19 protein-coding genes are annotated in these 25,860 nt (G+C 72.1%); 9 read left to right on the forward strand and 10 right to left on the reverse strand.

Translation table 11 applies throughout. The features are described 5' to 3' along the window. Nucleotides 1-46: 46 nt before the first annotated feature. The gene (locus GTY58_RS26270; protein WP_107083058.1) at nt 47-1,516 is read right to left on the reverse strand and encodes an LCP family protein; all 1,470 of its coding nucleotides are present in this window, start codon (nt 1,514-1,516) and stop codon (nt 47-49) included. A gap of 129 nt (nt 1,517-1,645) precedes the next feature. Here GTY58_RS26270 and GTY58_RS26275 point away from each other — a divergent pair, with 129 nt between their 5' ends. After that, the gene (locus GTY58_RS26275; RefSeq protein ID WP_010986436.1) at nt 1,646-2,674 is read left to right on the forward strand and encodes a glycosyltransferase family 2 protein; all 1,029 of its coding nucleotides are present in this window, start codon (nt 1,646-1,648) and stop codon (nt 2,672-2,674) included. A 54-nt stretch (nt 2,675-2,728) separates the two neighbouring features. On the opposite strand, the gene GTY58_RS26280 is transcribed toward GTY58_RS26275, so the two are convergent. Beyond that, on the reverse strand, nt 2,729-4,471 hold the full coding sequence (locus GTY58_RS26280) for an LCP family protein (RefSeq protein ID WP_010986437.1): 1,743 nt from the start codon (nt 4,469-4,471) through the stop codon (nt 2,729-2,731). A 131-nt stretch (nt 4,472-4,602) separates the two neighbouring features. Here GTY58_RS26280 and GTY58_RS26285 point away from each other — a divergent pair, with 131 nt between their 5' ends. Continuing rightward, nucleotides 4,603-4,770: a hypothetical protein gene (locus GTY58_RS26285; RefSeq protein ID WP_154696734.1), complete on the forward strand. Its 168-nt coding sequence runs from the start codon at nt 4,603-4,605 to the stop codon at nt 4,768-4,770. Between the two features lie 25 nt (nt 4,771-4,795). On the opposite strand, the gene GTY58_RS26290 is transcribed toward GTY58_RS26285, so the two are convergent. The 3 genes from GTY58_RS26290 to GTY58_RS26300 form a co-directional block, all read right to left on the reverse strand. Next, nucleotides 4,796-6,535, reverse strand: a complete 1,740-nt coding sequence (locus GTY58_RS26290) for an LCP family protein (RefSeq protein ID WP_037647884.1) — start codon at nt 6,533-6,535, stop codon at nt 4,796-4,798. A 243-nt stretch (nt 6,536-6,778) separates the two neighbouring features. Continuing rightward, a complete protein-coding gene (locus GTY58_RS26295; protein ID WP_037647880.1) occupies nt 6,779-8,011 on the reverse strand; it encodes an LCP family protein in 1,233 nt (410 codons plus the stop codon). A 265-nt stretch (nt 8,012-8,276) separates the two neighbouring features. After that, entirely contained in the window at nt 8,277-9,041 is a 765-nt protein-coding gene (locus tag GTY58_RS26300; RefSeq protein WP_010986440.1) for a TIGR03089 family protein, read from the reverse strand. Between the two features lie 139 nt (nt 9,042-9,180). Between GTY58_RS26300 and GTY58_RS26305 the strand changes: the two genes are divergently transcribed. After that, nucleotides 9,181-10,557, forward strand: a complete 1,377-nt coding sequence (locus GTY58_RS26305; RefSeq protein ID WP_010986441.1) for an N-acetylmuramoyl-L-alanine amidase — start codon at nt 9,181-9,183, stop codon at nt 10,555-10,557. Nucleotides 10,558-10,712: 155 nt separating this feature from the next. Continuing rightward, nucleotides 10,713-11,795 (forward strand): NDP-sugar synthase, encoded by a 1,083-nt coding sequence (locus tag GTY58_RS26310; protein ID WP_010986442.1) that lies wholly within the window; start codon nt 10,713-10,715, stop codon nt 11,793-11,795. Between the two features lie 141 nt (nt 11,796-11,936). Here the strand turns inward: GTY58_RS26310 and GTY58_RS26315 are convergent, their stop codons facing one another. From GTY58_RS26315 to GTY58_RS26330, 4 genes are all read right to left on the reverse strand, one after another. Then, nucleotides 11,937-12,947, reverse strand: a complete 1,011-nt coding sequence (locus GTY58_RS26315; RefSeq protein ID WP_010986443.1) for a 3-methyladenine DNA glycosylase — start codon at nt 12,945-12,947, stop codon at nt 11,937-11,939. Nucleotides 12,948-13,020: 73 nt separating this feature from the next. Continuing rightward, complete coding sequence (locus tag GTY58_RS26320; RefSeq protein WP_237528892.1) at nt 13,021-14,565, reverse strand: coenzyme F420-0:L-glutamate ligase; 1,545 nt, start codon at nt 14,563-14,565, stop codon at nt 13,021-13,023. After that, nucleotides 14,562-15,521 (reverse strand): 2-phospho-L-lactate transferase, encoded by a 960-nt coding sequence (gene cofD, locus GTY58_RS26325; protein ID WP_010986445.1) that lies wholly within the window; start codon nt 15,519-15,521, stop codon nt 14,562-14,564. Before cofD ends, GTY58_RS26320 begins: the two co-directional genes overlap by 4 nt. 34 nt (nt 15,522-15,555) lie before the next feature. Beyond that, nucleotides 15,556-16,083 carry a cysteine dioxygenase family protein gene (locus tag GTY58_RS26330; RefSeq protein WP_010986446.1) on the reverse strand — a complete coding sequence of 176 codons (528 nt, stop codon included), beginning with the start codon at nt 16,081-16,083 and terminating at the stop codon, nt 15,556-15,558. 695 nt (nt 16,084-16,778) lie between these two features. Here GTY58_RS26330 and GTY58_RS26335 point away from each other — a divergent pair. The 3 genes from GTY58_RS26335 (at nt 16,779) to GTY58_RS26345 (ending at nt 22,446) form a co-directional block, all read left to right on the forward strand. After that, nucleotides 16,779-17,042 carry a WhiB family transcriptional regulator gene (locus tag GTY58_RS26335; RefSeq protein ID WP_010986447.1) on the forward strand — a complete coding sequence of 88 codons (264 nt, stop codon included), beginning with the start codon at nt 16,779-16,781 and terminating at the stop codon, nt 17,040-17,042. A 221-nt stretch (nt 17,043-17,263) separates the two neighbouring features. Then, nucleotides 17,264-20,941 (forward strand): glycosyltransferase family 2 protein, encoded by a 3,678-nt coding sequence (locus tag GTY58_RS26340; protein ID WP_010986448.1) that lies wholly within the window; start codon nt 17,264-17,266, stop codon nt 20,939-20,941. After that, nucleotides 20,938-22,446 carry a DUF5719 family protein gene (locus GTY58_RS26345; RefSeq protein ID WP_010986449.1) on the forward strand — a complete coding sequence of 503 codons (1,509 nt, stop codon included), beginning with the start codon at nt 20,938-20,940 and terminating at the stop codon, nt 22,444-22,446. Before GTY58_RS26340 ends, GTY58_RS26345 begins: the two co-directional genes overlap by 4 nt. Before the next feature lie 78 nt (nt 22,447-22,524). Here GTY58_RS26345 and GTY58_RS26350 read toward each other — a convergent pair whose 3' ends face one another. Continuing rightward, nucleotides 22,525-22,974 (reverse strand): metallopeptidase family protein, encoded by a 450-nt coding sequence (locus GTY58_RS26350; RefSeq protein ID WP_037647876.1) that lies wholly within the window; start codon nt 22,972-22,974, stop codon nt 22,525-22,527. 406 nt (nt 22,975-23,380) lie between these two features. On the opposite strand from GTY58_RS26350, the gene GTY58_RS26355 reads away from it, so the two are divergent. After that, entirely contained in the window at nt 23,381-23,752 is a 372-nt protein-coding gene (locus GTY58_RS26355; protein ID WP_037647874.1) for a DUF3499 domain-containing protein, read from the forward strand. 255 nt (nt 23,753-24,007) lie between these two features. Continuing rightward, complete coding sequence (locus GTY58_RS26360) at nt 24,008-25,624, forward strand: L-lactate permease (protein WP_010986452.1); 1,617 nt, start codon at nt 24,008-24,010, stop codon at nt 25,622-25,624. Nucleotides 25,625-25,860: the final 236 nt, after the last annotated feature.

The following is a 25,860-nucleotide window of genomic DNA, read 5'->3' on the forward strand; positions in this document are numbered from 1 at the left end:
GCGTAGCCGCGGCCGGAGCAGCCGCGTAGCCACGGAGCCCGCGAAGCTACGGGCACACCACCTGGTCCCCGGTGACCACCCCGAACTCCCCCTGGTGCTGATCCGCCGCCTTCACCCGCTGCACCTTCGTGTGGTCCGCCCCGACGAGCACCTTCAGCGTGGGCCCCTGCCCGGGCACCGCGCGCAGCTCGCAGCCGGGCAGGGCGGCCGCGAGGGACCTCGCGGAGCGGTCCCAGCGGGGGTCGTAGGCCACGACCGTGCGCTTCAGGGTCTGGGCCGCCTTCGTGGGCTGCCGCGTCGTCCGGAAGCCGGTCGCGGCCAGCGCGCGGTCCATCCGGCCGCCGAGCCCCTCCGTAAGCGTCGCGTTCTCCACCTGCACCCGGATCTGCTGGGGAGCGACGTCCACCCGCAGGGTCCTGCTCCTGCTGCGGTGCTGGACGAGCGGCTGGTCGTCGCGCAGCGACTGGAAGAGCTTCTGGGCCTTGGCGTCGTCCCACTTCAGGGTGGAGCCGATGCCCTTGACGACGTGGGTCATGTCCCTGATCGGCACCGTCGTGAACTCGCTGGAGGAGGGTGAGAAGTTCCGCATCGCCCGCCCGAGGTCGAGCAGTTCGTCCGTGCCGAAGCCCCGGTCGGCCCGGACCGAGCCGAGCACGGCCCGGGTCACGTCCCGGAACTTCAGCGGGTTCAGCAGCGCCCCGGAGGACGTCGTCTGTTCGACCAGCGACGCCAGGAAGCGCTGCTGGCGCTGCATGCGGCCCAGGTCGGAGGCGCCGTCGACATGCCGGGCGCGCACGTACTGGAGCGCCTCGCCGCCCCTCAGCCGGTGCGTGCCCGCCGCCAGGTCGAGACCGGTGTACGAGTCCTTCAGCGGCTCCGGCGTGCAGATCTGTACGCCGCCGAGCACATCCACCGTCTTCATGAAGCTGGTGAAGTCGACCTCCAGATAGTGGTCGATCTTGACGTGCGTCATGTTCTCGACGGTGCGTACGGTCAGATTCGGGCCCCCCTGCGCGTACGCCGCGTTCAGCTTGATCGGCTGCGGGCGGCTCCGCCTGCCGGTGATCCCGTCGGTGTGCGTCGGCATCTCGGCGTACGAGTCGCGCGGCAGGCTCACGATGCTGGCCCGCTCCCGGTCCTCGGAGATGTGCACGATCATGATCGTGTCCGTGCAGTGGCAGGGGGCGCCGCCGAGGCGGTACTTCCGCCGTTCGGCCGCGCTGATCTTGTCCCGGCCGTCCGTGCCGACCAGCAGGACGTTCATGCCGGTGCCCGCCGCGGGGCGGTTCTTCATGTCCTTGAAGGGGTCGACCCGCGCGATGTCCGCGTCGAGGCTGGTGACCACGGCGTGGCCGATCCCCGCCGAGGCGAGGACCACCACGGACAGCGTCGTCACCATCCGCATGGACCAGCCGGGCCGCCTGGGCCGCCTGGGCCGTACGGGCGGCCGCCGGGCGGGGGAGGGCCGCGGCCGTCGTGGAGGGCGGGCGGCGGGGGAGCGGGGCGGTGTGGGCATGGGGGGACACCTCCGCGAAGGCATGGGGGTGGGGATCCGTGAGCACCGTAGGCCCATACGATCTGCGGCCCGGTCCGGTGGCCGGGCGGCGCGCGCCCGTGTCCCCCGTTCGCGGTAACGTGACGTCCGATGAGCGAGAAGTCTGACGTGCAGCCCCCCGCCGTATCTGTGATCATGCCCGTCCTCAACGAGGAGCGGCATCTGCGCGGGGCCGTCCAAGCGATCCTGGCGCAGGAGTACGACGGCGAGATGGAGGTGGTGATCGCCATCGGTCCGTCCTCGGACCGGACGGAGGAGATCGCCGCCGAACTCGTACGCGAGGACCCGAGGGTCCACACCGTGCCGAACCCGACCGGCCGCACCCCCGCCGCGCTCAACGCGGCGATCAAGGCGTCCCGGCACCCCGTCGTCGTACGCGTCGACGGGCACGGCATGCTCTCGCCGAACTACATCGCGACCGCCGTACGCCTCCTCGCGGAGACCGGCGCGCAGAACGTCGGCGGCATCATGCACGCCGAGGGCGAGAACGACTGGGAGCACGCGGTCGCCGCCGCGATGACCTCGAAGATCGGCGTCGGCAACGCCGCCTTCCACACGGGTGGGGAGGCCGGTCCCGCCGAGACCGTCTACCTCGGTGTCTTCCGGCGCGAGGCCCTCGAACAACAGGGCGGCTACAACGAGGAGTTCATCCGCGCCCAGGACTGGGAGCTGAACTTCCGGATCCGGGAGGCCGGCGGGCTCATCTGGTTCTCGCCCGAGCTGAAGGTGTCGTACCGGCCGCGCCCGAGCGTGCGGGCCCTCGCCAAGCAGTACAAGGACTACGGGCGCTGGCGGCATGTCGTCGCCCGCTACCACGAGGGCTCCATCAACCTGCGCTACCTCGCCCCGCCGACCGCGGTGTGCGCGATAGCCGCGGGGGTCGTGGTGGGGCTCGCCCTGACTCCGTGGGGTCTCGTCGTCCCCGGCGGCTATCTGGCGGCGATCGCCCTCGGCTCGCTCCCCGCGGGCAAGCGGCTGCCGCTGAAGGCCCGTCTGCAGATCCCGGTCGCCCTCGCCACCATGCACATGTCGTGGGGCTTCGGCTTCCTGACGAGCCCGAAGGCCCTGGCCAAGAAGGTCATCGCCTCGCGCCGGCCCGCGGTGCTCGGCTCCAACTGAGCCGCACAGCGGAGAAGTCGGGGCCCCTTCGGCTCGGGAGGGGGCCCGACTCCGTCATGACCAGGTGTAGTCCGGGTCCACGTGCATGCACGCCCCGGTGTCCGAACCCTTGTCCAGCTTCGCGGACGCCGGCGTCGTGTCGTCGTCCTCCGCCGCCTTGTACGTGGTGCCCGACCGCCAGTCGCCGCCCACGATCAGCGTGACCCCGGAGACGCTCGCCGACTTCTCCACCGAACTCAGCGGGACGCCGAGCGACTTGGCCACCCGCTGGGCGTCGCCCTTCAGATCCGCGCTCGGATAGCGGATGACCGTCTTGTCCTCGGAGAGCACCGTCGAGGAGTCGGCCGCCGCCCCGGTGAAGCCCTTGCCGACGAGGAGCTGCGCCATCGCGTTCGCCCGTCCGCCCACCGGCGCCAGTGCGCTGGTCCGGGTGCCGTTCTGCACCTGCACCGCGATCTTGTCGTCCGCGTGGGCGGGGGCCACCGCCTTCTGGGCCGGGGACTTCTTCTTGTCCTTGCCGTCCAGCGCGATGTCCTCGCGCAGGAGCCGGAAGACCTTCGCCGCGTCGTTCGGCTTGGGCAGGACGCGGTTGCCGTCGGACGAGTACACCCACGGCATGGTGGTCATGGTGATCCGGCTCGTCGGAACCTTCTTCAGCTCCTTGCTCAGGTCGTAGAGCTTCGACACCGTGCCCAGGCCGTCGTCGACGGTGAGCGCGTTGGTGGCGGTCTCGGCGAGCTTGCGCAGCTTGTTCGGGTTGCTCAGTGTGGCGTTCTCGCGCAGCTGGCGGACCATCGAGTTCATGTACTGGTGCTGGGCCTTGGTCCGGCCTATGTCACTGCCGTCCTCGAACCCGTACCGCGTGCGCAGCCACTGAAGGGCCTGCTTGCCCTTGATGGACGTCGTGCCGTCCTTCAGCTTCAGGCCCGAGCCGTGGCCGGTGGAGGTGTGCGAGTAGATGTTGGCGTCCACACAGACCGGGACACCGCCGATCGCGTCGGCCATCGACACCACACCCGCGAAGTCGACCATCATGAAGTGGTCGATGTGGATGTCGGTGAACTTCTCCCAGGTGGCGACGGTGCAGCCGGGTCCGCCGCGGCCGAGCGAGTTGTTCGTCATCGTCGGATACGTGATCGCCGCGTACGTGTGACTGGTCTTCGGGTCGGTGCACTTGGGGATCTCGAGCAGCGTGTCGCGCGGCATGCTGACCACCGACATGTTGCTGCGGTCCGCCGACAGGTGCAGCAGCATCTGGACGTCGGCGCGCGGTGTCCCGCCGTAGGTGTCCTTGGCGCCGCCGAGCTTCTGGTTCGCCGCGGAGTCGCGCGCGTCCGAACCGATCAGCAGGATGTTCAGCGGGGTCTGGCCCGCCGCGTTCGCCTTGGGTTTGGCCGCCCTGTCCTTGTCGTCGCCGAGGTACAGGTCGTCCTTCTTGATGTTGTCGTTGAGGTGCTGGTAGTAGAGATATCCGGCACCCGCGGTGCCAAGTATCAGGACCGCCAGAACCGTCGCCGACCAGCGCAGGACGCGGCGTCTGCGACGTGGGCGCCCCCCGCCCCCGTCCCCTTTGCCGCCGCGCCGGCGCCCGCCGCCGTGGCGGCTGTGGCCCTTCGCCTCGTCGGGTGGACCGTCGCCGTCGCCGCCGCCCTGAGCGGAGCCGCCGCCTCGACCGGAGCCGCGGCCGTCCTGAACAGGCTCGCCGTTGTCGTCGTACAGACTGTCGTCCCAGCCCGGTTCACCGGTCTGCCGGTCACGTGGTCGCGCCCCCTTTCGACGCACACTGCTCTGCACCATCTCCCTGCCCTCCCCACCCTGCGCCCGACAAACGGGTCCGTTCCGCGTCGGGGGAACGCCCCGTCGCGCCCCACCCGATCTGTCTGCCGTGCGGTGCGGCGGGACGCCTCGCGCGCCCCGCCGGTGTAGCCATGCCCAGTTGGACGCTCGGCGCGTCGTACTGGATGTACTGGATCCGCTGGAAGTACTCGTACCGGAGGTACTGGAAGCACTCGTACTGGATGTACTGGATCCACTGGGTGTATCAGCGTCCGGCCGGACGCCCGAGGCGCCCGGCCGGATGTATCGGCGCCCTGTAGGACGCAGGACGGACCCGTCAGGTCATCACGTGGAGCAGACTTGCTTGTCGGCGGTGGCCTTCTGGATGTTCTCGGGCGCCTTCGACGGCGTGGTGAGGGGCTCCCCGGCCCCCTTGAAGTCCTTGCCGAGGGTCAGCACGATCGCGGGCAGACCCTGTGCGTTCTTCTCGCTCTTGCCCGGCTTCATCTGCGCCGCCGGCAGCCCCATGAGGTCGGCCAGCTTGCGCGCCTGGTCGGCCTGGTCGGGAGAGTACTCGAGGGTCGTCTTGCTCAGCGTCTTGCCGGCGTTGCCGAGCTGACTGGACTTCGTCACGCCCTCAGTGTTCTGCAGCCAGCTGAGAGTTTCCTGTGCGGCACCGGAGGGGGCGCCGCCGTTGTAGATGTCGACGCGGACGTCGGAGGCGGCGGAGCGGGAGCCCTTGAGCCGGGCGGCGACCGCGGCCTTCTCCTTCTTCTTCTCCTGCTTGACCGCGGTGAAGGAGACGTCGTCCTTGATCATGCTGAAGACCTGGGGGGCCGTCGTCTGGTTGACGACGACCGTCGCGTGGACCTTCTCGGCGGGGTTGTCGATGACGGGGACCGTGGTGAAGGTGATGTTCTTCGGCGGCACCTTCTTGAGCTCCAGCGCCACGTCCTTGAGCGTGCTGACCTTGCCGATGCCGGTGTCCACGGTGAGCGCCTTGGTGGCGGCCTCGGCCAGGTCCAGCAGTTTCTTGGGGTTGGTGAGGGTGTCGCTGGAGGTCATCTTGCGCGACAGCGCGCCGAGGAACTGCTGCTGCACCTTGATGCGGTCGAGGTCCCCCTGGTTGCCGAAGCTGTGCCGGGTGCGCAGGAAGGCGAGGGCCTGCTCGCCCTCGAGCGTGGACTCGCCCTTGGGCAGCTTCAGGTGCGAGTCCGGGTCGTTGACCGCCTTGCCCACGCAGACCGTGACGCCGTCCACCGCGCTGGTCAGCGTCTTGACCGCGTTGAAGTCGGCCATCATGAAGTGGTCCGGCGAGATTCCGGTGACCGCCTTGACCGTGCGCATGGTGCAGCCCGCGTCGCGGCCGCCCTGGCCGAGGCTCGTGTTGAAGCGGACGTTCTGCGAGCCGCCGATGACCTTCTTGGAGCCGTCGGCCTGCTTGGTCTCGCAGTCCGGAACGTCGACGATCAGGTCACGCGGGATGCTGAGCGCCGTCGCGTTCGTACGGTCCTTGGAGACGTGCAGCAGGATGTTGGTGTCGGCGTGCCCGACGCTGCCCTTGTCGCCGTAACCCTCGTTGCCCGCACCGGTGCGCTTGTCCGTGCCGATGATCAGGATGTTGAAGGCGTCGTCCTTGCTGAAGCTGCTCTTGGCCGCGTCGCCGACGTCCGTCGTCTGGACGTTGCCCTCGAGGTGCTTGAGGTAGAGATAGCCGGCCGCCGTGACGGCGACCAGGACGAAGGCCATGGAGCCGCCCGTCCACAGCACTATCTTCTTGGTTCTGGACTTCTTCGGTTTCGTACGTCCCCGGCGCCGGCCCGGCGGCGGCTCGTCCGGCACGCCTCGACGGCGGCGCGGCCCCGGCACCAGGTCCGGGGCAGGGCTCTGCCGGGTGTCCCGGCCCGGCGCGGCTGAACGGGCGCGGCCCGCCGAGCTGCGCGAGGCGGACCTGCGCGGTCCCGGCACCGACGACTGCGGTCCGGAACTGCTCAGTCGCAGTTCGTATTCGCCGGTGTCCGGGTTCAGTACCCACTGGTCTGCGGGGTCGATGTTGTCCGCCCGCCCACGGCCTTGCGCGTCCACGGTTGTCTGAATCCTCCGTCGGGGCCACGCGGCGCCTTCCCCCTCAAAGGCGCTCGGGTCTCGGTCAAGCAGTGCGCGACCCCAGGACAGTCCTCGTGGCCGGGTGCACCGGATCGCTCACACTATCCGCCCAGTTCAGCGTCAAGCGACGGCGGTGACAAATTACACTTCCCTACAACCGGGCAATCCGCCTTATTTCCCAGAGACTTCTTAGGTTGGGCGTTCCTTGCCTTGATGTGCGCTTTACTCGCAGCCGTCCTCGGCGGCCGTGTTCCCGCGGAAAGTGGGTGTCGGATCCGGGGTGCCGGCGGGTGTGTCGAGCGGCTTTCCGCTCAGTGTTCCGTCACCGCCCGACTGCTCGTCGTAACCGGCGTAGTCCTTGGCGACCTCCAGCGGGGCGTCGGCCCGCAGCCGGGCGAAGAGTTTCTCCGCGTCGGGCTCCACGAGCTGGTCGCGATTGGCGTTGTTCACGTACGACGTGCGCGGCACCGTCAGGAACTGCACGCGTTCGGGGGGAATGTTCCGCATACCGCGCACGAGTTCGTACAGTCCGCGCAGACTCGCCAGATCCGGGTCCGTGGTGAGGGACGAGGTCGCCGCGTCGAGCACCGGATAGAGCTTCACCGGGTTCAGCAGGACGTCATTGCCCTGCACCTTGTTGACGAGCGCCCCGAGGAAGCGCTGCTGGCGGTCCATCCGGTCGGTGTCGCTGCCGTTGCCGATGCTCTTGCGGGCCCGCACATAGCCAAGGGCCTGCTCCCCGTCGAGCAACTGCTTGCCCGCCGGCAGTCGCAGCTTGGCGTCCTTGTCGTCGATCGGGTCCTTCAGGCACACCTCGACACCGTCGACCGCGTCGACCATCTCCTTGAAGCCGCTGAAGTCGACGACCATGTGGTGGTCGATCCGGACGTTCGTCAGCTTCTCGGCGGTACGGATCGTGCAGGCCGAACCGCCCGTCTCGAAGGCCTGGTTGAACATCGCGAAGGTCGGCGCGGTACGGGTGCCGTCCGGGCGGCGGCAGCTCGGTATGTCCACCATCAGATCGCGGGGCAGGGAGACCGCGGTCGCGCTGTGCCGGTTCGCGGGCAGATGCAGCAGGATCGTGGTGTCGGACCGCTCGGTCCCGGTGTCCCGCCCGTACTGGCTGTTGCCGTCCCCCGACCGCGAGTCGGACCCGATCAGCAGAATGTTCTGCGCGTCCCGCACCAGTGAGGTGGGCCGCTCCTTCTCGTACCGGGCGAGTTCGGCGGCGGCGGCCTCGTCCGCGGTGATGTTCGAGTTCAGCTTCTCGTACACGGCCCACCCGGCCCCGGCGGCACCGAGCACCAAGGCTGCGACACCGAAGGCCGTGTGCCGCAGCCAGCGCCGCCGGCGGCGTACGAGCCCGGCGCCGATGGGGGACGCTCCGCCCCCCGGTCCCGGCACGGCCGCCTGCTCAGGCCCGTCGCCGGAGGGCGTGCCCGCGGTGTCGGTCACGGCTGTCCACCCCCTCATGGCGTACGAGCGTGTGGTGCTCCTACGACCATGACCCGGGCCGCGGGCCGGGGGTGGGCGCTGATGGGCCGAACGGGTGAATCCCCGGCCCTGTGCGGTGCTCCTGCGAGGGACGCGGGGAACTGTGGGACCAGCCGCAACGGGCCTGTGGTTCACGGGCGGGCCCGCGGTCGCCGACGGGCCTGTGGTTCACGGGCGGGCCCGCAGTTCGCCGACGGACCCGCGGTTCGCCGACGGACCGCTTCTGTCAGCTCGCGTGGCGGCGCGTAGCCGTCACGCGCTCACTCTCGATCCGTTTCGCCAGCGCGTCCTCACCCAACTGCTCCAGATGCCGGCACAACACCACGGACCCGCCGCTGGCGAGCGGCGCGTACAGCCCCGCGCTCAACCCCTCCCAGGTGCCGTAACCCAGCCCCGACAGCAGACGTGACCCCGGCCCCGTCAGCCCCAGGCCGGCGGCCTCCGCGCGGGCCCGCTCGACCACCTCGGCGCCCGTGTGCTCCGCCCCGGCGACGATCAGCGCGGGCTCCTCCGGGTCGACCGGCGCGTACGGCTGGAAGCGGTCGCCCTGGCTCGGTACCTCGACGGCGTAGTCGGCGAAACCGTCCGGGGTCTTGGGGAACCGGCCGCCGAGCGGGCGCAGCGCCAGCGCGACGCGCTCGCCGGAGCAGGCGCGGGCCGCGTCGAGCGTGTCGGGTCCGCTGACGACGAGGTCGGCGGCGGCCGGGTCACCGCCCACGTCCGCGACGACGCCCGTCGAGGCGCACGCCAGCAGCCACACCGCCGTCTGCCAGTGCGCGGGCAGCAGCAGTGCGAGCCGGTCGCCGGGTTCGGCGGACAGCTCGCCCTGGAGCAGGTTGGCCGTCTTGGCCACCCAATTGGCGAAGGTGGCGACAGAGAGTTCGACGCGTTCGCCCGTGGCGTCGTCGTAGAAGGTCACCAAGGGGCGCGCGGGGTCCGCGGCGAGCGCGGATCGCAGCAGGTCGGCAGGGGTGCGGTCGGTGGCGTTCACGCGCGCAAGCGTACGCGGGGGCGGCGGTCGGGGCAGACGGGCGGGGCCACCGGTTCGGGCGAACGCGGCCTGCCGTGGGCCGACTGGCCGTCAATTCCCCGATGGACAGATTTGCGTGGCTTTGTCCAGGATCAAGGACATGCGTGATTACCTTGCTTCCTCGATCGGCGTCACCTGCGCGGCGGCCCTGGTCCTTCCACTCACCCTGACCGCTCCGGCCCAGGCGAGACCCTCGGCGTCGGCGACCGGCTCGGACCGGACGGGGGCCGCGGCGGACGTGGCGGGCCCCGCCGCGGACCGTGCGGGTCCCGCCGCGGACCCCGCGGGCTCCCCGGTGGCGACCGAGGCCACCGTCCCCGGCAGCACCCAGTCCCTCCCCCTCGCCCCCCTCTCCGGCACCCGGGCCGTCGGTGCGGCGGCCGAACAGGGGCTGACCCCCCGGAACGTACGGCGTTTCTCGCTGGTCGGCGTCGTCTGGAACGACCCGGCCACCGAACTGCACGGCCGGGTCCAGGTCCGTACCCGCGCCGAGGGCACGACCCACTGGTCCGGCTGGCAGGACGTCGAGACACACAGCCACGAACACGCGCCCGACCCGGACACCGCGGAGGGCTCCTCGCACCGGGCGCGCGGATCCACCGCGCCGCTGTGGGTGGGCGACTCGGACGGTGTCGAGGTCCGGGTGCGGGCGGAGGGGGACCGGGCCGCGGCCCCGGACACCCGGGCGCTCCCCGGCGGCCTCCGCCTCGAACTGGTCGACCCGGGCGCGCAGCCCGCGGCCGGCACCCCCAAGGGCTCCTCGCGCGCCGGTCTCGCGCCGCAGGCCGCCACCGAGATTCCGGCCCTGTCGAAGGAGCAGACCGAGCGGGAGCTGCTGGCCGAACAGGGGAGCGCGCCGCGCACACAGCCGTACATCGGCCCGCGCCCGCGCATCATCACGCGCCACGGCTGGGGCGCCGACGAAAGCCTGCGTGCGCGGAGCTTCGTCTACACGAGCAAGGTCAAGGCGGCCTTCGTGCACCACACGGCGTCGGGCAACAAGTACAGCTGCTCGCAAGCCCCTTCAGTCATCCGCGGTATCTACCGCTACCACGTCCTGAGCAGTGGCTGGCGCGACATCGGCTACAACTTCCTCGTCGACAAGTGCGGAAACATCTACGAAGGCCGGGCCGGCGGGGTGACAAAGGCCGTCATGGGCGCCCACACCCTCGGCTTCAATTCCAACAGCATGGGGATCGCGGTCCTCGGCACGTTCAGCTCCACCAAGCCGGCCGCCGCCGCGGTGAATGCCATCGCCAAGCTCACCGCCTGGAAGCTCGGCCTCTTCGGAGCCAATCCGCGCGGCAAGACATACCTGAAGTCCGCTGGTGGCAATCTCTACCGAAAAGGAAAGAACGTACGACTGAACGTGATCTCCGGCCATCGGGACGGGTTCGCCACGGAGTGCCCAGGAAAGCAGCTCTACGGCAAGCTCGGCTCGGCCCGCTCCACCTCGGCCCGCTACCAGGGCCGCTGAGGGCCGGCCGGTGGGCGCCCCGCAGTGGTACAGGCGGCCGTCGGAGCGGCCGTCGGACGGTCTTACCCGGCCTGCGGGACGGTCTTACCCGGTCTGCATACACTGGCCGGCCGAACGCGGTTCCGGCCGGCCCCAGCAGGAAGCAGAGACGACAGGTGACAGAAGCGATCCTCCTGGTCGGCGGCAGAGGCACCCGGCTTCGTCCGCTCACGGTGCACACCCCCAAGCCCATGGTCCCGGCGGCCGGGGTCCCGTTCCTCACGCATCAGCTGGCGCGGGCGAGGGCGGCGGGCGTGGACCACATCGTCCTGGCGACCTCCTATCTCGCCGAAGTCTTCGAGCCGTACTTCGGCGACGGCTCGGCTCTCGGTCTGCACCTGGAGTACGTCACGGAGGAGGAGCCCCTCGGGACGGGCGGCGCGATCCGCAACGTGGCGTCGCGCCTCCACTCCGGCCCCGACGAGCCGGTGCTGATCTTCAACGGCGACATCCTGACGGGCCTGGACATCCGTGCCCTGGTCCACACGCACGAGACGACGGCCGCGGATGTCTCCCTGCACCTCACCAAGGTGACGGACCCGAGGGCGTACGGCCTCGTCCCCACGGACGAGACGGGCCGGGTCACTGCCTTCCTGGAGAAGCCGCAGACCCCCGAGGAGATCGTCACCGACCAGATCAACGCGGGGGCGTACGTCTTCCGGCGCTCGGTCATCGACACGATCCCGGCGGGCCGCCCGGTCTCGGTGGAGCGCGAGACGTTCCCCGGCCTGCTGTCCGCCGGAGCACACCTCCAGGGCATGGTGGACTCGACGTACTGGCTGGACCTGGGCACCCCCGCGGCCTTCGTACGCGGTTCGGCGGACCTGGTTCTGGGCCGTGCCCCGTCCCCCGCGGTCCCGGGCCGCTGCGGCGACCGCCTGGTGCTGCCGACGGCTTCGGTCGCCTCCGACGCCAAGCTGACGGGCGGCACGGTGGTCGGCGAGGGCGCGTTCGTCGGCGAGGGTGCCCGCATCTTCGGCAGCACGCTCCTGTCCGGCGCGGTCGTCGAACCGGGCGCGGTCATCACGGACTCCCTGCTCGGCGCCCGCTCCCGGGTGGGCGAGCGCTCGATCCTGACGGGAGCGGTCATCGGCGACGGCGCGGTGATCGGCGCGGACAACGAACTCCGCGACGGTGTACGGGTGTGGTGCGACGCGAGGATTCCGGCGGGGGCGGTGCGGTTCTCCTCGGACCAGTAGGGGCGCTCAGCCCGCCCGGCGATTGTGCGCGTCCGGGGCTGAGCTCCCGGGGAGGGGACGGGCGGGGGCGGCGGGGGCGAGAGAACCCCGCGCCCCCCGACACGCGGTTGCCCACCCGATGTGGGGCAGCCGCGCCCGCCCCTACAACTTCCCGATGTCCGTACGCGGCATACCCGGCATCCGGCGCGGCGGCGTGCGGCCGGACAGCAGAATCAGCCGGGCCGCACGGTGCCGCTGCCCGGCATACGGTGCGAGCAGTTCCAGCATCGCGGCGTCGTCCGCGTCCCGGTCGCCCGCCAGCGCGTACCCCACGATCCGGGGCAGATGCAGATCCCCGACCGTCACCGAATCCGCCGCCCCGTGACTGCGCTGCACGGTCTCCGCCGACGTCCACGGCCCGATCCCCGACACCACCTCGAGCCGCGCCTGAGCCTGCGCCGGCTCCATCCCCATCGCCTGCTCCAGCCGCGCGGCGACCCGCACCGCCCGCAGAATCGTCGAAGCCCGCTTGTTGTCGACCCCCGCCCGATGCCACTCCCAGGACGGGATCAACGCCCACGTCCGCGGCTCGGGCATCACATGCATCCGCCCCTCCACGGGCCCGGGCGCCGGCTCCCCGAACTTCCGTACGAGCAGCCGCCATGCCCGGTACGCCTCGTCGGCCGTGACCTTCTGCTCCAGGACCGACGGGATCAGCGACTCCAGCACCAGTCCCGTACGCGTGAGCCGCAGCCCGGGCCGCCGGTGCCGGGTCACCGCGACCAGCCGGTGGCGCGGCTCGAAGGCGTCCGGGTCGTCGGCCGAGCCCAGCATCTCCGGCAACTGATGCAGCAGCCACTCCGCCCCCGGGCCCCACGCCTCGGCCTCGACCGCGCCGCCCCGCAGCGCGACCCGCAGGGTGCCGGGCCCGGCGGGCGTACGGCTGGCCCGCCACACGGCCCCGTCCGGTGTCGTACGAAACGTCGGATCGCCGGGCCCGCGCCGCAGCGGCCCGAGCACGATCCCGAGGTCGAGCGGCCAGGGCGGGGTCCACCCGCGCCGCAGCCCGGTGGCGGGAGCGGGCCGCGGCACCGCACCGGACGCCCCGGGCACCACGACATGCCCGCCGCGCACGGTCGTACGCGTGGGCCGAGGGGAGAAGCGTCCAGCCACGGATGAGGTCCTAGTGATGCTCGGGGTGCCTTACGAGGGTAGGCGGTCCCGGCCGCCCCTCGGCCGAATCGTCTCAGCGCACCTCGATGAACGCCCCGGCGTCGCGCGCGGGCCGGTCCCTGGGTTCCTCCGCCGCGTGCCCCACGGCCACGGCTCCCATCGGCTCCCAGCTCTCCGGCAGCCCCAGCGCCCGCCGTACGACATCCCGGCAGAACATCGTCGACGACACCCAGGCCGAGCCCAGCCGCTCCCCGGCGAGCGCGACGAGGAAGTTCTGCACCCCGGCGCCGGTGGCGACCACGAACATCTCCCGCTCGGCCGCGTCCCGCCGCGCGTCGCCGTAGCTGTGGGACCCGTCCATGACCATGCAGGGCACGACGAGATACGGCGCGTTGCGCAGCACGTCCCCGCGTCTGACCCGCTTGGCGATGGACTCCTCGGTCTTCCGGTCCCCGCGCAGATCCGCGATCCACGCGTCCCGCATGGCGTCCAGCAGCCGGGTGCGCGACTCCGCGGACTCCAGGAGCACAAAACGCCAGGGCGTCGTGTGGTGCGGCGCCGGCGCGGTGACGGCCGCGGCCACGGCACGCCGTACGGCACCGGGGTCGACGGGCTCGTCGGTGAAGGCCCGTACGGTACGCCGCTGGGTCACCGCCTCCCGCACGGCCTCCGACGTGCCGAGCCGGAACATGTCGTCACGTCCGCCGCGCACCATCGCGCGCGCTCCCGCTTCGTCGTCCCCGGCGATCACGTGCGGCAGCCCCCGCACGACGGCGACGGGCAGCCCGGCGGCCTTGCCCTTGACCAGGTCACCGGCGGCGGCCAGCTCGTCGGCGGTGGCGACGACGGTGGCGCTCAGCGGATTGCCGTACGCGTCCGTGCCGCCGCGCAGATCGTCGAGTACGCGCACACCGGCGGCGCCGATGGCGACATCCGTCAGACCGGTCCGCCAGGGCCGTCCGAAGGTGTCCGTGACGACGACGCCGACATCGACCCCGAGCGTGTCCCGCAGCCCGTCCCGGATCGCCCGCGCCGACGCGTCGGGATCCTCGGGGAGCAGCAGCACGGTCCCGGAAGGGGTGTTGGACGCGTCGACGCCGGCGGCGGCCATGACGAGACCCTGCCGGTTCTCGACGATCCGCAGCGCGCCCCGCCGCGCCACGACCCGTACGGTCTCGGCGTCGATGGCCGCCTCGCGGTCGTCCGCCCGCACGATCCGCCCCTCGGCCTTGGACACGATCTTCGAGGTGACGAGGAGAACGTCACCGTCGACGAGGCCGGGCTCGACGGCGGCGATGAGCTTGGCGAGATCGTCGCCGGGCGCGACCTCGGGAAGACCGGGCACGGCCCAGACCCGGAAGCCGGGCGCGTGGGCCGGGACGGCCGGGGCGGGATGCCCGGGCGTCGTGGAGGGTGCGTCGGCCGGGGCGGGATGCCCGGGCGCCGACGAGGGTGCGTCGGCCGGGACGCCCGCCGCCGCGGGGGCCGGTCCCTGTCCGTTCGCCGCCGCGGCGGCCGCTCCCTGGCCGCCGCGCGCACCGCGCCCGGCGGCCCCTGCGGGATCCCCGTGGCCCGCGAGCCCCGCTTCCCGGGGTTCCGGGGGAAGCCGTCCGCTCAAGGCGTCCGCACCTCCTCCGCCAGTGCCAGTGCCTCGCGTGCCATCTGCGCCGTCGCGTCCAGGTCGGTCATCATCAGCGGCACCGCCCGGCAGCGGATGCCCGCCGCCTCGACCCGCTCCACCACGGACGCGTCCACGGTGTCGACGAGCCAGCCGTCGAGGAGCCCCGAGCCGTAGTGCTCGGCGACCGCCGCGGCCGTCGACTCGACGCCGACCGCCGCCAGCACCTTGTCGGCCATGCCCCGCACGGGCGCGTCCCCGACGATGGGGGAGAGACCGACCACCGGCACCCCGGCCTCGGCGATGGCCTCCCGGATGCCGGGCACCGCGAGGATCGTGCCGACGGACACGACCGGGTTGGACGGCGGGAAGAGCACGACGTCCGCCTCGGCGATGGCCTCCAGCACCCCGGGCGCGGGCTTCGCCTGCTCGGCGCCGACCGGGACGACGGCCACGGCCGGCACGGAGGCCCGCAGCCGCACCCAGTACTCCTGGAAGTGGACCGCCTTGCGCTCCCCGTCCATGTCCACGGCCACGTGGGTCTCGATCCGGTCGTCGGACATCGGGATGAGCCGCACCCCCGGCTTCCACCGGTCGCAGAGCGCCTGGGTGACGGCGCTGAGCGGATACCCCGCCCCGAGCATCTGCGTCCGCACGATGTGCGTGGCGAAGTCCCGGTCGCCGAGACCGAACCACTCGGGGCCGACCCCGTACGCCGCGAGCTCCTCCTTGAGATGGAAGGTCTCGTCGGCCCGACCCCAGCCCTGTTCCTCGTTGATGCCGCCGCCGAGGGTGTACATCACCGTGTCCAGGTCCGGACAGACCTTCAGACCGAAGAGGTGGATGTCGTCCCCGGTGTTGCCGATGACGGTGATGTCCGCGTCGGGCGCGGCCCGCTGGAGACCACGCAGAAAACGAGCACCGCCGATGCCGCCTGCCAGAACCACAATGCGCATGGCGGCAAGTCTTGCAGGCGGGTACGACAACGTGTCACGCGGTCGTCGGGACGGACGCGCAATGAGCGATGGGGGTCTCCCCTGCCGAACTCGGCTCGGACCGGGGGAGCATCGGCATCTCGGTCAGCCCCGGGTAGTAGACGTGCAGGCTCACGGCCGGTTCGAGGGCGTCGTTGACGACCTCGTGGACGTACCCCGGCGCGAACACCCGCTGCGCCCCGGCGCCCAACGCGCGCGTCCCGCGCTCGGTCCGCTCGGTCAGTGCGCCCTCCAGGACGGTGAGTACGCCGGAGGAGCGGCCGTGGTCGTGCAGCCCGCTGCCCTGCCCGGGCACCCAGGAAAGGAGCCACACCTCGTAGCCGGGCCCGGTGCGCAGCCGGTGGTACCAGCGGGAGGTGGCGTCGTACTGGACGAGGTGCTCCCACTGGGAGCGGTCGGCGGCGATGGAGCGGGCGAGGCCGACGAACTCGGCCACGGTGGCGGGGTGCTCGCGCGGCGGCTGGAGAAGGTGCGGTACTTCGAGGATGTCGCCGGCGATCTGGAGGTCGCTGTCGCTGTTCATGGGTGCGGTGGTTCCTCGGCGTGGGGGTGCTGGGGTGTCGCGGACCAGGACCGTCCGGGTTGCGGACGGGGAGGGGTGCCCGGGTGGGGGCGGTCATTCGCCTCAGTGGCGGCGAGGCAGCCGGAGCGCGGTACGGCTCAACAGCTGGAACAGCAACAGCTACAGCGAGCGCGGGCAGCACCGTGGGACCCGGCGGTGCGGGTCGAGGTGAGTGCCAAGTTCGCGAGCATGCCCACAAGGACATCGGTTCACACTTCCGCTGTCAACTTGGTGTCCGGTATGTGAGAGGTGTTTCACCTCATCCGGTTCATCTCGCTGGCGAAAGGTTTGTTCAGGAGCCGCCGGGGACACATGGCGCACAACCGGGCGCGCAAACCTCGTGGCGGCTCCGTGATCCGAATGTGATCCGGTTCGCTTCGATGTTCGCGTCGGAACGAGATCGAACATACGGGCGTCCTTCCCTGTGGAGGGCTGGAGGTCCGACCTGGGCTCTTGTGGTCACCGATGGCTGTAGGCGTTTATCCCGATTTGAACACTTTCCGCATAGCCTTGGTTCCGCAGAGTGAATAAGGGGCTCAATAGCAGATCTCGGCTTGACTGGCGCGGATCGGCACACTTGTAATTTCACTCGTGTCGTTCAGCCGAAATCGGTAACGACAGCATCACGGGGACGCGAAGACAGACGAGGGGCGCACATGACCGAGCTGGTGCAGCAACTGCTGGTCGACGACGCGGACGAGGAACTCGGCTGGCAGGAGCGCGCACTGTGCGCCCAGACCGACCCCGAGTCCTTCTTTCCCGAGAAGGGCGGCTCCACCCGCGAGGCGAAGAAGGTCTGCCTCGCCTGCGAGGTCCGCTCCGAGTGCCTCGAATACGCGCTCGCCAACGACGAGCGGTTCGGCATCTGGGGCGGTCTCTCCGAGCGCGAGCGGCGTCGGCTGAAGAAGGCCGCGATCTGAGGAGCCGTCTCCCGGAGACCTTCACACGCGCGTTGTCCGCTCCGCTCCCCCATAGGCACACAACCCTTACGTAACGAACGGCCCGTCGCAGGTGGGTTATCCACAGGCGGCGGGCCGCCGTGTTGGCCAGCCGTTAGTGTGGGCCCTCGTCCGAGACGTCCCGCTGTCCCCGCCGGACACAGACGTCCACCGCAGTCCATCGAACCGGGGCCCGCACCTCGATGTCCGTGCACAGTCATACGGCAGCCCAATACGACGCCGCCACCGCGCCGTTCGACCCGGCCAGCCCGCCCGAGTTTCCGCGCCATGTGGTGACGGCGGTGCTCGTCTCCCACGACGGCGCCCGCTGGCTGCCCGACGCGCTGGCAGGCGTGCTCGGCCAGGAGCGTCCCGTGCAGAACGCCGTCGCGGCCGACACCGGCAGCGCGGACGCCTCCGCCCAGCTGCTCACCGACGCGCTCGGCGCCGACCGGGTGCTGCACCTGGCCCGGCGCACCGGCTTCGGTCAGGCCGTCGAGGAGGCCAACCGAGCCGCGGCCGTACTGACCCCGGACGACCTGCCGTACCTCAAGCGCCCCAGCGGCTGGGACCCCGTCACCCGCAGCTGGCGCGACGACGCGTACGACCTGCCGGACCTCCCGCACGGCGAGCCCGAACAGTGGCTCTGGCTGCTGCACGACGACTGTGCCCCCGACCCGGACGCCCTGGCCCACCTCCTGAGGATCGTGGAGAACGAGCAGGAGCTGGGCCGCGAGGTCGCCGTCGTCGGCCCCAAGCTCCGCGGCTGGTACGACCGCAGACAACTCCTCGAAGTCGGCGTCACCATCGCCAACAGCGGCCGCCGCTGGACCGGTCTGGACCGCCGCGAACAGGACCAGGGCCAGCACGACCACGTACGGCCGGTGCTGTCCGTCTCCACCGCCGGCATGCTGATCCGGCGCGACGTCTTCGAAGAGCTCGGCGGTTTCGACCGGCGGCTGCCCCTGATGCGCGACGACGTGGACCTGTGCTGGCGCGCCACGGCCGCGGGCCACCGCGTCCTCGTCGCCCCCGAAGCGGTCGTACGGCACGCCGAGGCCGCCTCCCGCGAGCGCCGCGCCGTCGACTGCGTGGGCCGTACCTCCGCGTCCCCGCACAAGGTGGACAAGGCGGGCGCGGTCTACACCCTCCTCGTCAACGCCCGTACGGCACAGCTGCCCTGGATCCTGATCCGGCTGGTGCTCGGCACCCTGCTGCGCACCGTCGCCTATCTCGTCGGCAAGGTCCCCGGACAGGCCGTCGACGAGATCCGCGGTCTGCTGGGCACCCTGCTGCGGCCCGAGCGGATCATCGCCGGGCGGCGCAGGCGCGGGCGCCCGCAGGTCGACAAGGGTGAACTGCGCCCGCTGTTCCCGCCGCCCGGAGCGACCGTCCGGGCCACCGTCGAGCAGTTCGCCGGCAACCTGACGGGCAACTCCGACCCCGAAGCCTCCTCGGCCGGCCGGCACGGCGGCGCGGTGGAGTCCGGACCGGGCGGCGACGACGCCGACTTCCTCCAGGTCGAACAGTTCGCCCGGCTCAAGCGCATCGCCCGCAAGCCCGGTCCGGTGCTCTTCGTCGTCCTCCTGCTCGTCTCGCTCGTCGCCTGCCGCGCACTGTTCGGCGGTGGCGCGCTCGCGGGCGGCGCACTGCTGCCCGCGCCCGCCGACGCCTCCGAGCTGTGGTCGCGCTATCTCGACGGCTGGCACCCGGTGGGCGTGGGCGGCACACAGTCCGCGCCGCCCTATCTCGCGCTCGTCGCCCTGCTCGCGAGCGTCCTGTTCGGCTCCACCGGGCTCGCGGTCACCGTGCTGCTCGTCTGCTCGGTGCCGCTGGCCGGCATCACCGCGTACTTCGCCTCGCGTCCGCTCGTCGAATCGCGGCTGCTGCGCGCGTGGGTGTCCGTCGTGTACGCCTTCCTGCCCGCCGCCACCGGCGCCCTCGCCGGCGGCCGCATCGGCACCGCGGTCCTCGCGATCCTGCTGCCGCTCATCGCGCGCGCGGGCATCGCCGCCGGCGGCCTCGCGCATGCCTCGGGCACGCGCGGCAGCTGGCGGGCCACCTGGGCCTACGCACTGCTGCTGACGTTCACCACAGCCTTCACACCGATCGTGTGGCCCATCGCGCTGGTGCTCGGTCTCGCGCTCCTCGTGGTGCGCCGCGGCGAAATCACCGCCTACGGGCTGCGGTTCATCGCCCAGTTCGGCACCCCGCTGCTCGTCCTCGCCCCCTGGTCGCTGACGCTGCTGCCGTTCGGCTTCTTCACGGAGGCCGGACTGAAGTTCGGCGCGGGCGCGGCCTCCGTGACCGACCTGCTCGGTGCGGGGCCCGGCGGTCCGGGCACCGTCAGCGGGCTCATGCTCATCGGCATCGTGCTCGCCGCGCTGGCCGCCCTGCTGCGCTCCGAACGCCAGCCGGGAATCTGGACGGCCTGGGCGGTCGCCCTGGTGGCGCTCGTCTTCGCGGTCCTGTCCAACCGCTCCGCCTGGGCCGGCCCCGCCACCCTCGTCTACGGGCTCGCCCTCCTGGCCGCCGCCGCGCTCGGCGCCGACGGGGCACGCGCGCGCGTGGCCGAGCAGAGCTTCGGCTGGCGGCAGCCGGTGGCCGCGCTCATCGCCTTCTCCTCGGCGGCCGGCCCGCTGCTCGTCGCCGCGGGGTGGATGATCGGCGGCGCCGACGGCCCCGTGGAGCGCCGTGACCCGGTCCAGGTGCCCGCGTTCGTCGCCGAGGAGAGCGGCACCCGCGACCAGGCTCGCACCCTCGTCCTCAACAGCACCTCACCGGCCCGCGTCGGCTACACCCTGGTCCGCGGCTCCGGCGCCCGGCTGGGCGATGCCGAACTCGCGGCGGCGGGCGGCGAGAACAAGCGGCTCGACAAGGTCGTCGCCAACCTCGTCGCGGGCTCCGGCGCCGACCAGGCCGACGAACTCGGCGGCTTCGCCGTGCGCTACGTCCTGGTCCGCAAGGGCGCGCCCCGCGAGGTCAGCCGCGTCCTGGACGCCACTCCCGGCCTGAGCCGGCTCAGCCAGGGGGACGGGAGCGCCCTGTGGCGCGTGGACCGGCAAGTCTCCCGCGCCGCCATCGTCACCGGCTCCGGCGAACCGGAGCCCGTCGCGGCCGGCCCCGTCGAACTGCACACCACCCTTCCCCCGGGCGCCGCGGGCCGCGTACTGCGGATCGCCGACACCGCCGACGAGGGCTGGACCGCGACCCTGGACGGCAAGCCGCTCACCCGCACCACGGTCGACGGCTGGGCCCAGGGCTTCGAACTCCCGGCCTCCGGCGGCAAGCTGGACGTCACCTTCGACGCGCCGCTCGGCCACACCGGCTGGCTGTGGGCGCAGGGCGCACTCGCCGTCGTCCTGGTGGTGCTCGCCCTGCCGGGCCGCCGCCGTGACGTGGACGACGACCTTCCCGAGGAAGAGGCGATCCCCGCCCAGGAGACCGCGGGCGAGGGCCGCCGCGCCCGCCGGCTGCGCGCCCAGGCCGAGGCGGAGGCCGAACAGGCCGCCGCGGACGGCTCCACCGCGCCCCCTTCTCCGGAGGAGGCCCCGGCCCACGCCGCGATCCCCCAGCAGCAGCCGTACGACGAGTGGGACGCGGCGAGCTACGGGGGCGCGGAGTACGGCACCTACGGCGGCGACCAGTACCAGGCCGCCCCCCAGTACCCGGCGGGCACGTACGAACAGCCGTACCAGGCGGACCCCTACCAGGGCGGCCAGTACGACCCGTACGCCTACGGGGGCACGTCCACGGCGTACGACCAGAACTACACCCAGGGCTACGACCCGACGGCGTACGACCCGGCGAACCCCCCGCACCCGCCGCATCCCCCGCACCACGGCACCGACAGTGAGCGCCCCGACGGGAGCCAGCAGTGAACCGCACCACCCTGTCCCTGATCGCCGGCGCGACCGCGCTCGCCGCCGTCACCGGATTCGCCGCGCTCAGCACACCGGACACGTCCGGCGACAGCACCGCGAAGGCGGCCGCCCAGCTGCCCGTGGAGCGCACCAGCCTGCTGTGCCCCGAGCCGAGCAGCTCAGACCTCGCCGAGACGTCGTACACGGCCTTCACGCCCGTCACCAAGGGCGCCGGCGGCAGCGGCAAGGCCGAACTCGCCGCGGCGAACGGACAGTCGGCGGACGGTTCGACCGCAGGCAAGAGCGGCAAGAGCGGCAAGAAGAACACCGGAGCGCCCGTCGTGCGGCCCAAGGAGCCCGGCAAGCCGGTCACCGGCACCGCGGAGGGCGCCGAGACGCCCGGCCTCATCGGCACCGCCACGGGCAGGTTCGCTCCCGGCTGGACCGTCCAGGAGACCACCCAGGTCGCCGCGGGCACCGGACGCGGTCTGCTCGGCACCAACTGCACCGCCCCGGACTCCGAGTTCTGGTTCCCCGGCGCCGGCACCGCCGACGGCCGTACCGACTACGTGCACCTGACGAACCCCGACGACTCCGCGGCGGTCGTCGACATCGAGCTGTACGGGAAGGACGGCGCCCTCAAGTCGACGCTGGGCGAGGGCATCACGGTCCAGCCGCACTCCAGCGAGCCGATCCTGCTGTCCACGCTCACCGACGAGACGGACACCGACGTCACCGTTCACGTGACCGTCCGCAGCGGCCGGGTCGCCGCCGCCGTCCAGGCCCTCGACGACAAGCTCGGCGGCGACTGGCTGGCCGCCTCCGCCGACCCGGCGGGCAGTCTCGTCCTGCCCGGCATCCCCAAGGACGCCACGGACGTGCGCCTGGTCGCCTTCACCCCCGGGGACTCCGACGCCGACCTGAAGCTGCGCCTCGCCTCGCCCACCGGGCAGATCACCCCCGCGGGCAACGAGACGCTGCATGTGAAGGCGGGCATGACGGCCGCCGTCGACCTCGGCGACGTCACGCGCGGCGAGGCCGGCTCCCTGCTGCTGACGCCCTCGGACACGTCGGTCCCCGTGGTGGCCGCCCTGCGGGTGGTGCGCGGCAAGGGGGACAAGCGGGAGACGGCGTTCATCCCGGCGACCGCCCCGGTGGGCACGCGCGCGACGGTCGCCGGCAACCGCTCCAAGGGCACCACGCTCGCGCTGACCGCCCCGGCCCGCACCACCCAGGTCAAGGTCACCGCATCGGCCGGCAGCGGGGGCGGTACGCCGGTGACGAAGACGTACACGATCAAGGCCGGCACGACCCAGAACGTGGACGCGCCCGTCCCGAGCGGCCTCAAGGGCACGTACGCGCTCACCGTCGAGCCGGTCTCCGCAGGCCCCGTCTACGCCGCCCGCACCCTCGAGGCGGCCGGTGAGGGCCTACCGGCGTTCACGATCCAGACCCTGCCGGACGACCGTGGGGCGGTGGCGGTACCGGAGGCGGAGCAGGATCTTTCGGTGCTGCAGAAGTAGCGATCCGCCGGGCTTTCGCGAGGGCCGACCGGTCCTCGCGTGGGAACGGGGCCGAGCCGGTGCCGGGGCCCGGGGCCCTCAGTCCTCGCCGTACCGGGGATCCACCGTCTCCGGGGTCAGCCCCAGCAGCTCGGCAACCTGCTCGACGACGACCTCGTGGACCAGCGCCGCGCGTTCGTCGCGGCCCTTGGTACGGATCTCGATCGGGCGCCGGTAGACCACCACGCGCGCGGGGTGCCCTTCGCGAGCGGCGATCGTGCCGCCCAGGGGCACCGAGTCCTCGCCCCAGCCTCCGCCCGGGCCGTCGAGACGCGGCACCTCGAGGATCAGGAAGTCGATGTCGGCGAGCTGCGCCCAGCGCCGCTCCAGACGCTCCACGGAGTCCTGCACCAGATCGGCGAACACCTCGGCGCGACTCGCGGCGAGCGGCACCTGGGGCGGCGCGATGGGGCCGCGCATGCCTCTGCCGTGGCGGTCGCGGCGGCGGGGCCCGGGTGCTGCGGCGCGGGGCGGTACGGGGTTGTCCATCACTGACGAAGCGTAGTCCTCGCCGGGGCCGCGCGCCCGGCCCCCACGCGGCGGCTCGCGCGGCCGCCCGCCCACGCCGCCCGCGCGAGGTTTGGGCGGGACCTCGGAGGGTCCTGCGTCCACCGCCTCCGCCGACGCTGCGCGGCATGTCGTTAGATGACCATTCCAGCCAAGGTTGGGCTCGATTCCGTATCCCTACGAGACCGCCGACCTCATGCCAATTGGCGTGGTTTATACCGAGAGATGACCGGATTCAGCGGCGTTCGGCATTCCGCCCGGAGCCGTCCACGCAGGTCAGTGTGGGGTGTTCGGAGGGGTGTGTGGGGCGTGTCACAGCACGACACGGTGGAGTGACCCGGGGGAGAGTCGTCGCGGCCCGCTCAAGAGTGCGGTACCGTCCAACATCGTGAGCCCTGTACGTCGCTGTTCGCGCACCGCTTGCGGCCGTCCGGCCGTTGCGACGCTGACGTACGTCTACGCCGACTCGACCGCGGTCCTCGGCCCGCTCGCCACCTACGCCGAACCCCACTGCTACGACCTGTGTGCCGAGCACTCCGAGCGCCTCACCGCGCCGCGTGGCTGGGAGGTCGTCCGGCTCCTCGACGGCTCGGCGCCCGCACGCCCCAGCGGTGACGATCTGGAAGCCCTGGCCAACGCGGTGCGCGAGGCGGCCCGCCCGCAGCAGCGCGCGGCGGACGCGGGCGGCGCGCGCAGGGCGGACCCGATGGAGGTCGCACGCCGCGGCCATCTGCGGGTGCTGCGCTCGCCGGACAACTGAGCCCGGACAGCTGAGCCCGGACACGGACGGCTGAGCCCGGCCGGCCTCTCCGGACGCTCGCCGGACAACTGACCCCGGCCGACCCCTCCGGGCTTCCCTCCCCTCTGACTCCGGCCGACTACTCCAGGCCGCCCCTCCCCGGGGCCCCGTTTCGTCGAGTGGTGCACGCCCATTGACGCGGAGTTGTTGCGGACACGACCATTCCGTCACCCGCGAGAAAACGCTTTCCGCATGGCGGAACCCGGGGAGGCGCCCGTGTACGTCCAGGAACTGGAACCCGTCGCCGGCTCACTCGGCCTGTCCGCACTCGTCGCGACCCTGCCACTCGTCATCGTCCTGGTGCTCCTCGGCGGCGTCCGCATGAAGGCGCACCGAGCGGGCCTCATCGGCCAGGCGGCCGCCGCCCTCGTCGCCCGGCTGGCGTACGGCATGCCCCTCGGCCAGACGCTCTCCAGCGCCGCCCAGGGAGCCGTCTTCGGCCTCTTCCCCATCCTGTGGATCGTCGTCAACGCCCTGTGGGTGTACCGGATGACCGTCCGCACCCGGCACTTCGACATCCTCCGCCGCTCCTTCGGGCGCCTGTCCGACGACCCGCGCATCCAGGCGCTCGTCGTCGCCTTCTGCTTCGGCGCGCTCCTTGAGGCCCTCGCGGGCTTCGGCGCGCCCGTCGCGATCTGCTCGGTGATGCTGGTCGCACTCGGCTTCGACCCGGTGCGTGCCGCCGTGGTCGCCCTGGTCGCCAACACCGCGCCGGTCGCCTTCGGCGCGATGGGCACACCGGTCGTCACGCTCGCCCAGGTCACCGGGCTGCCCCTGGACACCGTCGCCTCCGTGGTGGGCCGCCAGACGCCACTGCTGGCCCTCGTGGTGCCCCTCGTGCTGGTCGGGCTGGTGGACGGACGGCGAGGCCTGCGCGAGACCTGGGTGCCCGCCCTGGTGTGCGGAGTCGCCTTCGCCGCCGCCCAGTTCGCCGCCTCCAACTACGTGTCCGCGCAACTCGCGGACATCGGCGCGGCCCTGGCGGGAGCGGGCGCCCTGGTGGCCGTGCCGCACGCGCGCAGGCCCGCCGCCGAACCCGTACGGGCAGCGGTCCTGACCGGCGTACGCAGTGAGGACCTCGACGAGGAGGACCCGCGCCCCGAAGTCCTGCGGGCCTACGCCCCGTACGCGCTGATCGTGACGATCTTCTCCGTCGCCCAGATCCCCGTGGGCAAGGACTGGCTGGCCGGGGCGACGCGCACGTTCGACTGGCCGTTCCTGAACGTCGTCGGCCAGGACGGCAAGCCCGTCGGAGGGAACGTCTTCATCTGGCCGATCGTGTCGACCGGCGGCACGCTCGTGCTGCTCGCCGGACTGTGCACGGTGGCTGTTCTCGGGATGCACGCGCGCGTGGCGGTCGAGGAGTGGCTGGCGACAGTGCGCGAGTTGAGGTTCGCGATCCTCACCGTGACGTCGGTGCTGGCCCTCGCGTACGTCATGAACCTCTCCGGGCAGGCGGCCACGATCGGTCACTTCGTGGCGGCGGCCGGCGCGGGACTCGCCTTCCTGTCACCGGTGCTCGGCTGGTTCGGTGTCGCCGTCTCCGGTTCCGACACGTCGGCCAACGCGCTTTTCGGCGCCCTCCAGGTGAGCGCCGCCCATGAGTCGGGCCTCTCGCCGGAACTGCTCGCCGCCGCCAACAGTTCGGGCGGCGTGCTCGGCAAGATGATCTCGCCGCAGAACCTGACGATCGCGTGCGCGGCGGTCGGACTCGCGGGCCGGGAGGGCGACCTGTTGCGCAAGGTACTGCCGTGGAGTGTGGGGCTGCTGTTGGTGATGTGCCTGATCGTGGCCGGGCAGAGTTCACCGGTACTGGACTGGATGCTGCCCTGACCCGGACGGAACCGCGCCGGTCCCGGCCCCGGGGGAGGGCACGGCCGTTCCGGGCCGGTCGCGGTAGGCCGGCGCGGCCGCTTCGGCAAGGAGGCGGTAGGCCGGCGCGGCCGTTTCGGCAAGGAGGCGGCCCGGACGCCGGGGCCGATCCGGTAAGGACGCGGCCCCACCACAGCCGAGGCACCGCCGACTGTCGGTCTCAGCAGGTAGTTTGGGGGGCATCGTTGAGATTCCAG

This window comes from Streptomyces sp. SID5469 (genome assembly GCF_009862865.1).
GTDB lineage: Bacteria > Actinomycetota > Actinomycetes > Streptomycetales > Streptomycetaceae > Streptomyces > Streptomyces avermitilis.

What these genes read in the sequence shown, in the direction of transcription:
- GTY58_RS26275 (WP_010986436.1), top strand. Translation starts at nt 1,646, where the DNA reads ATGAGCGAGAAGTCTGACGTGCAGCCCCCCGCCGTATCTGTGATCATG.
- GTY58_RS26350 (WP_037647876.1), bottom strand. Translation starts at nt 22,974, where the DNA reads ATGGACAACCCCGTACCGCCCCGCGCCGCAGCACCCGGGCCCCGCCGC.
- GTY58_RS26270 (WP_107083058.1), bottom strand. Translation starts at nt 1,516, where the DNA reads ATGCCCACACCGCCCCGCTCCCCCGCCGCCCGCCCTCCACGACGGCCG.
- GTY58_RS26285 (WP_154696734.1), top strand. Translation starts at nt 4,603, where the DNA reads ATGCCCAGTTGGACGCTCGGCGCGTCGTACTGGATGTACTGGATCCGC.
- GTY58_RS26340 (WP_010986448.1), top strand. Translation starts at nt 17,264, where the DNA reads ATGTCCGTGCACAGTCATACGGCAGCCCAATACGACGCCGCCACCGCG.
- GTY58_RS26280 (WP_010986437.1), bottom strand. Translation starts at nt 4,471, where the DNA reads ATGGTGCAGAGCAGTGTGCGTCGAAAGGGGGCGCGACCACGTGACCGG.
- GTY58_RS26335 (WP_010986447.1), top strand. Translation starts at nt 16,779, where the DNA reads ATGACCGAGCTGGTGCAGCAACTGCTGGTCGACGACGCGGACGAGGAA.
- cofD (WP_010986445.1), bottom strand. Translation starts at nt 15,521, where the DNA reads ATGCGCATTGTGGTTCTGGCAGGCGGCATCGGCGGTGCTCGTTTTCTG.
- GTY58_RS26330 (WP_010986446.1), bottom strand. Translation starts at nt 16,083, where the DNA reads ATGAACAGCGACAGCGACCTCCAGATCGCCGGCGACATCCTCGAAGTA.
- GTY58_RS26305 (WP_010986441.1), top strand. Translation starts at nt 9,181, where the DNA reads ATGCGTGATTACCTTGCTTCCTCGATCGGCGTCACCTGCGCGGCGGCC.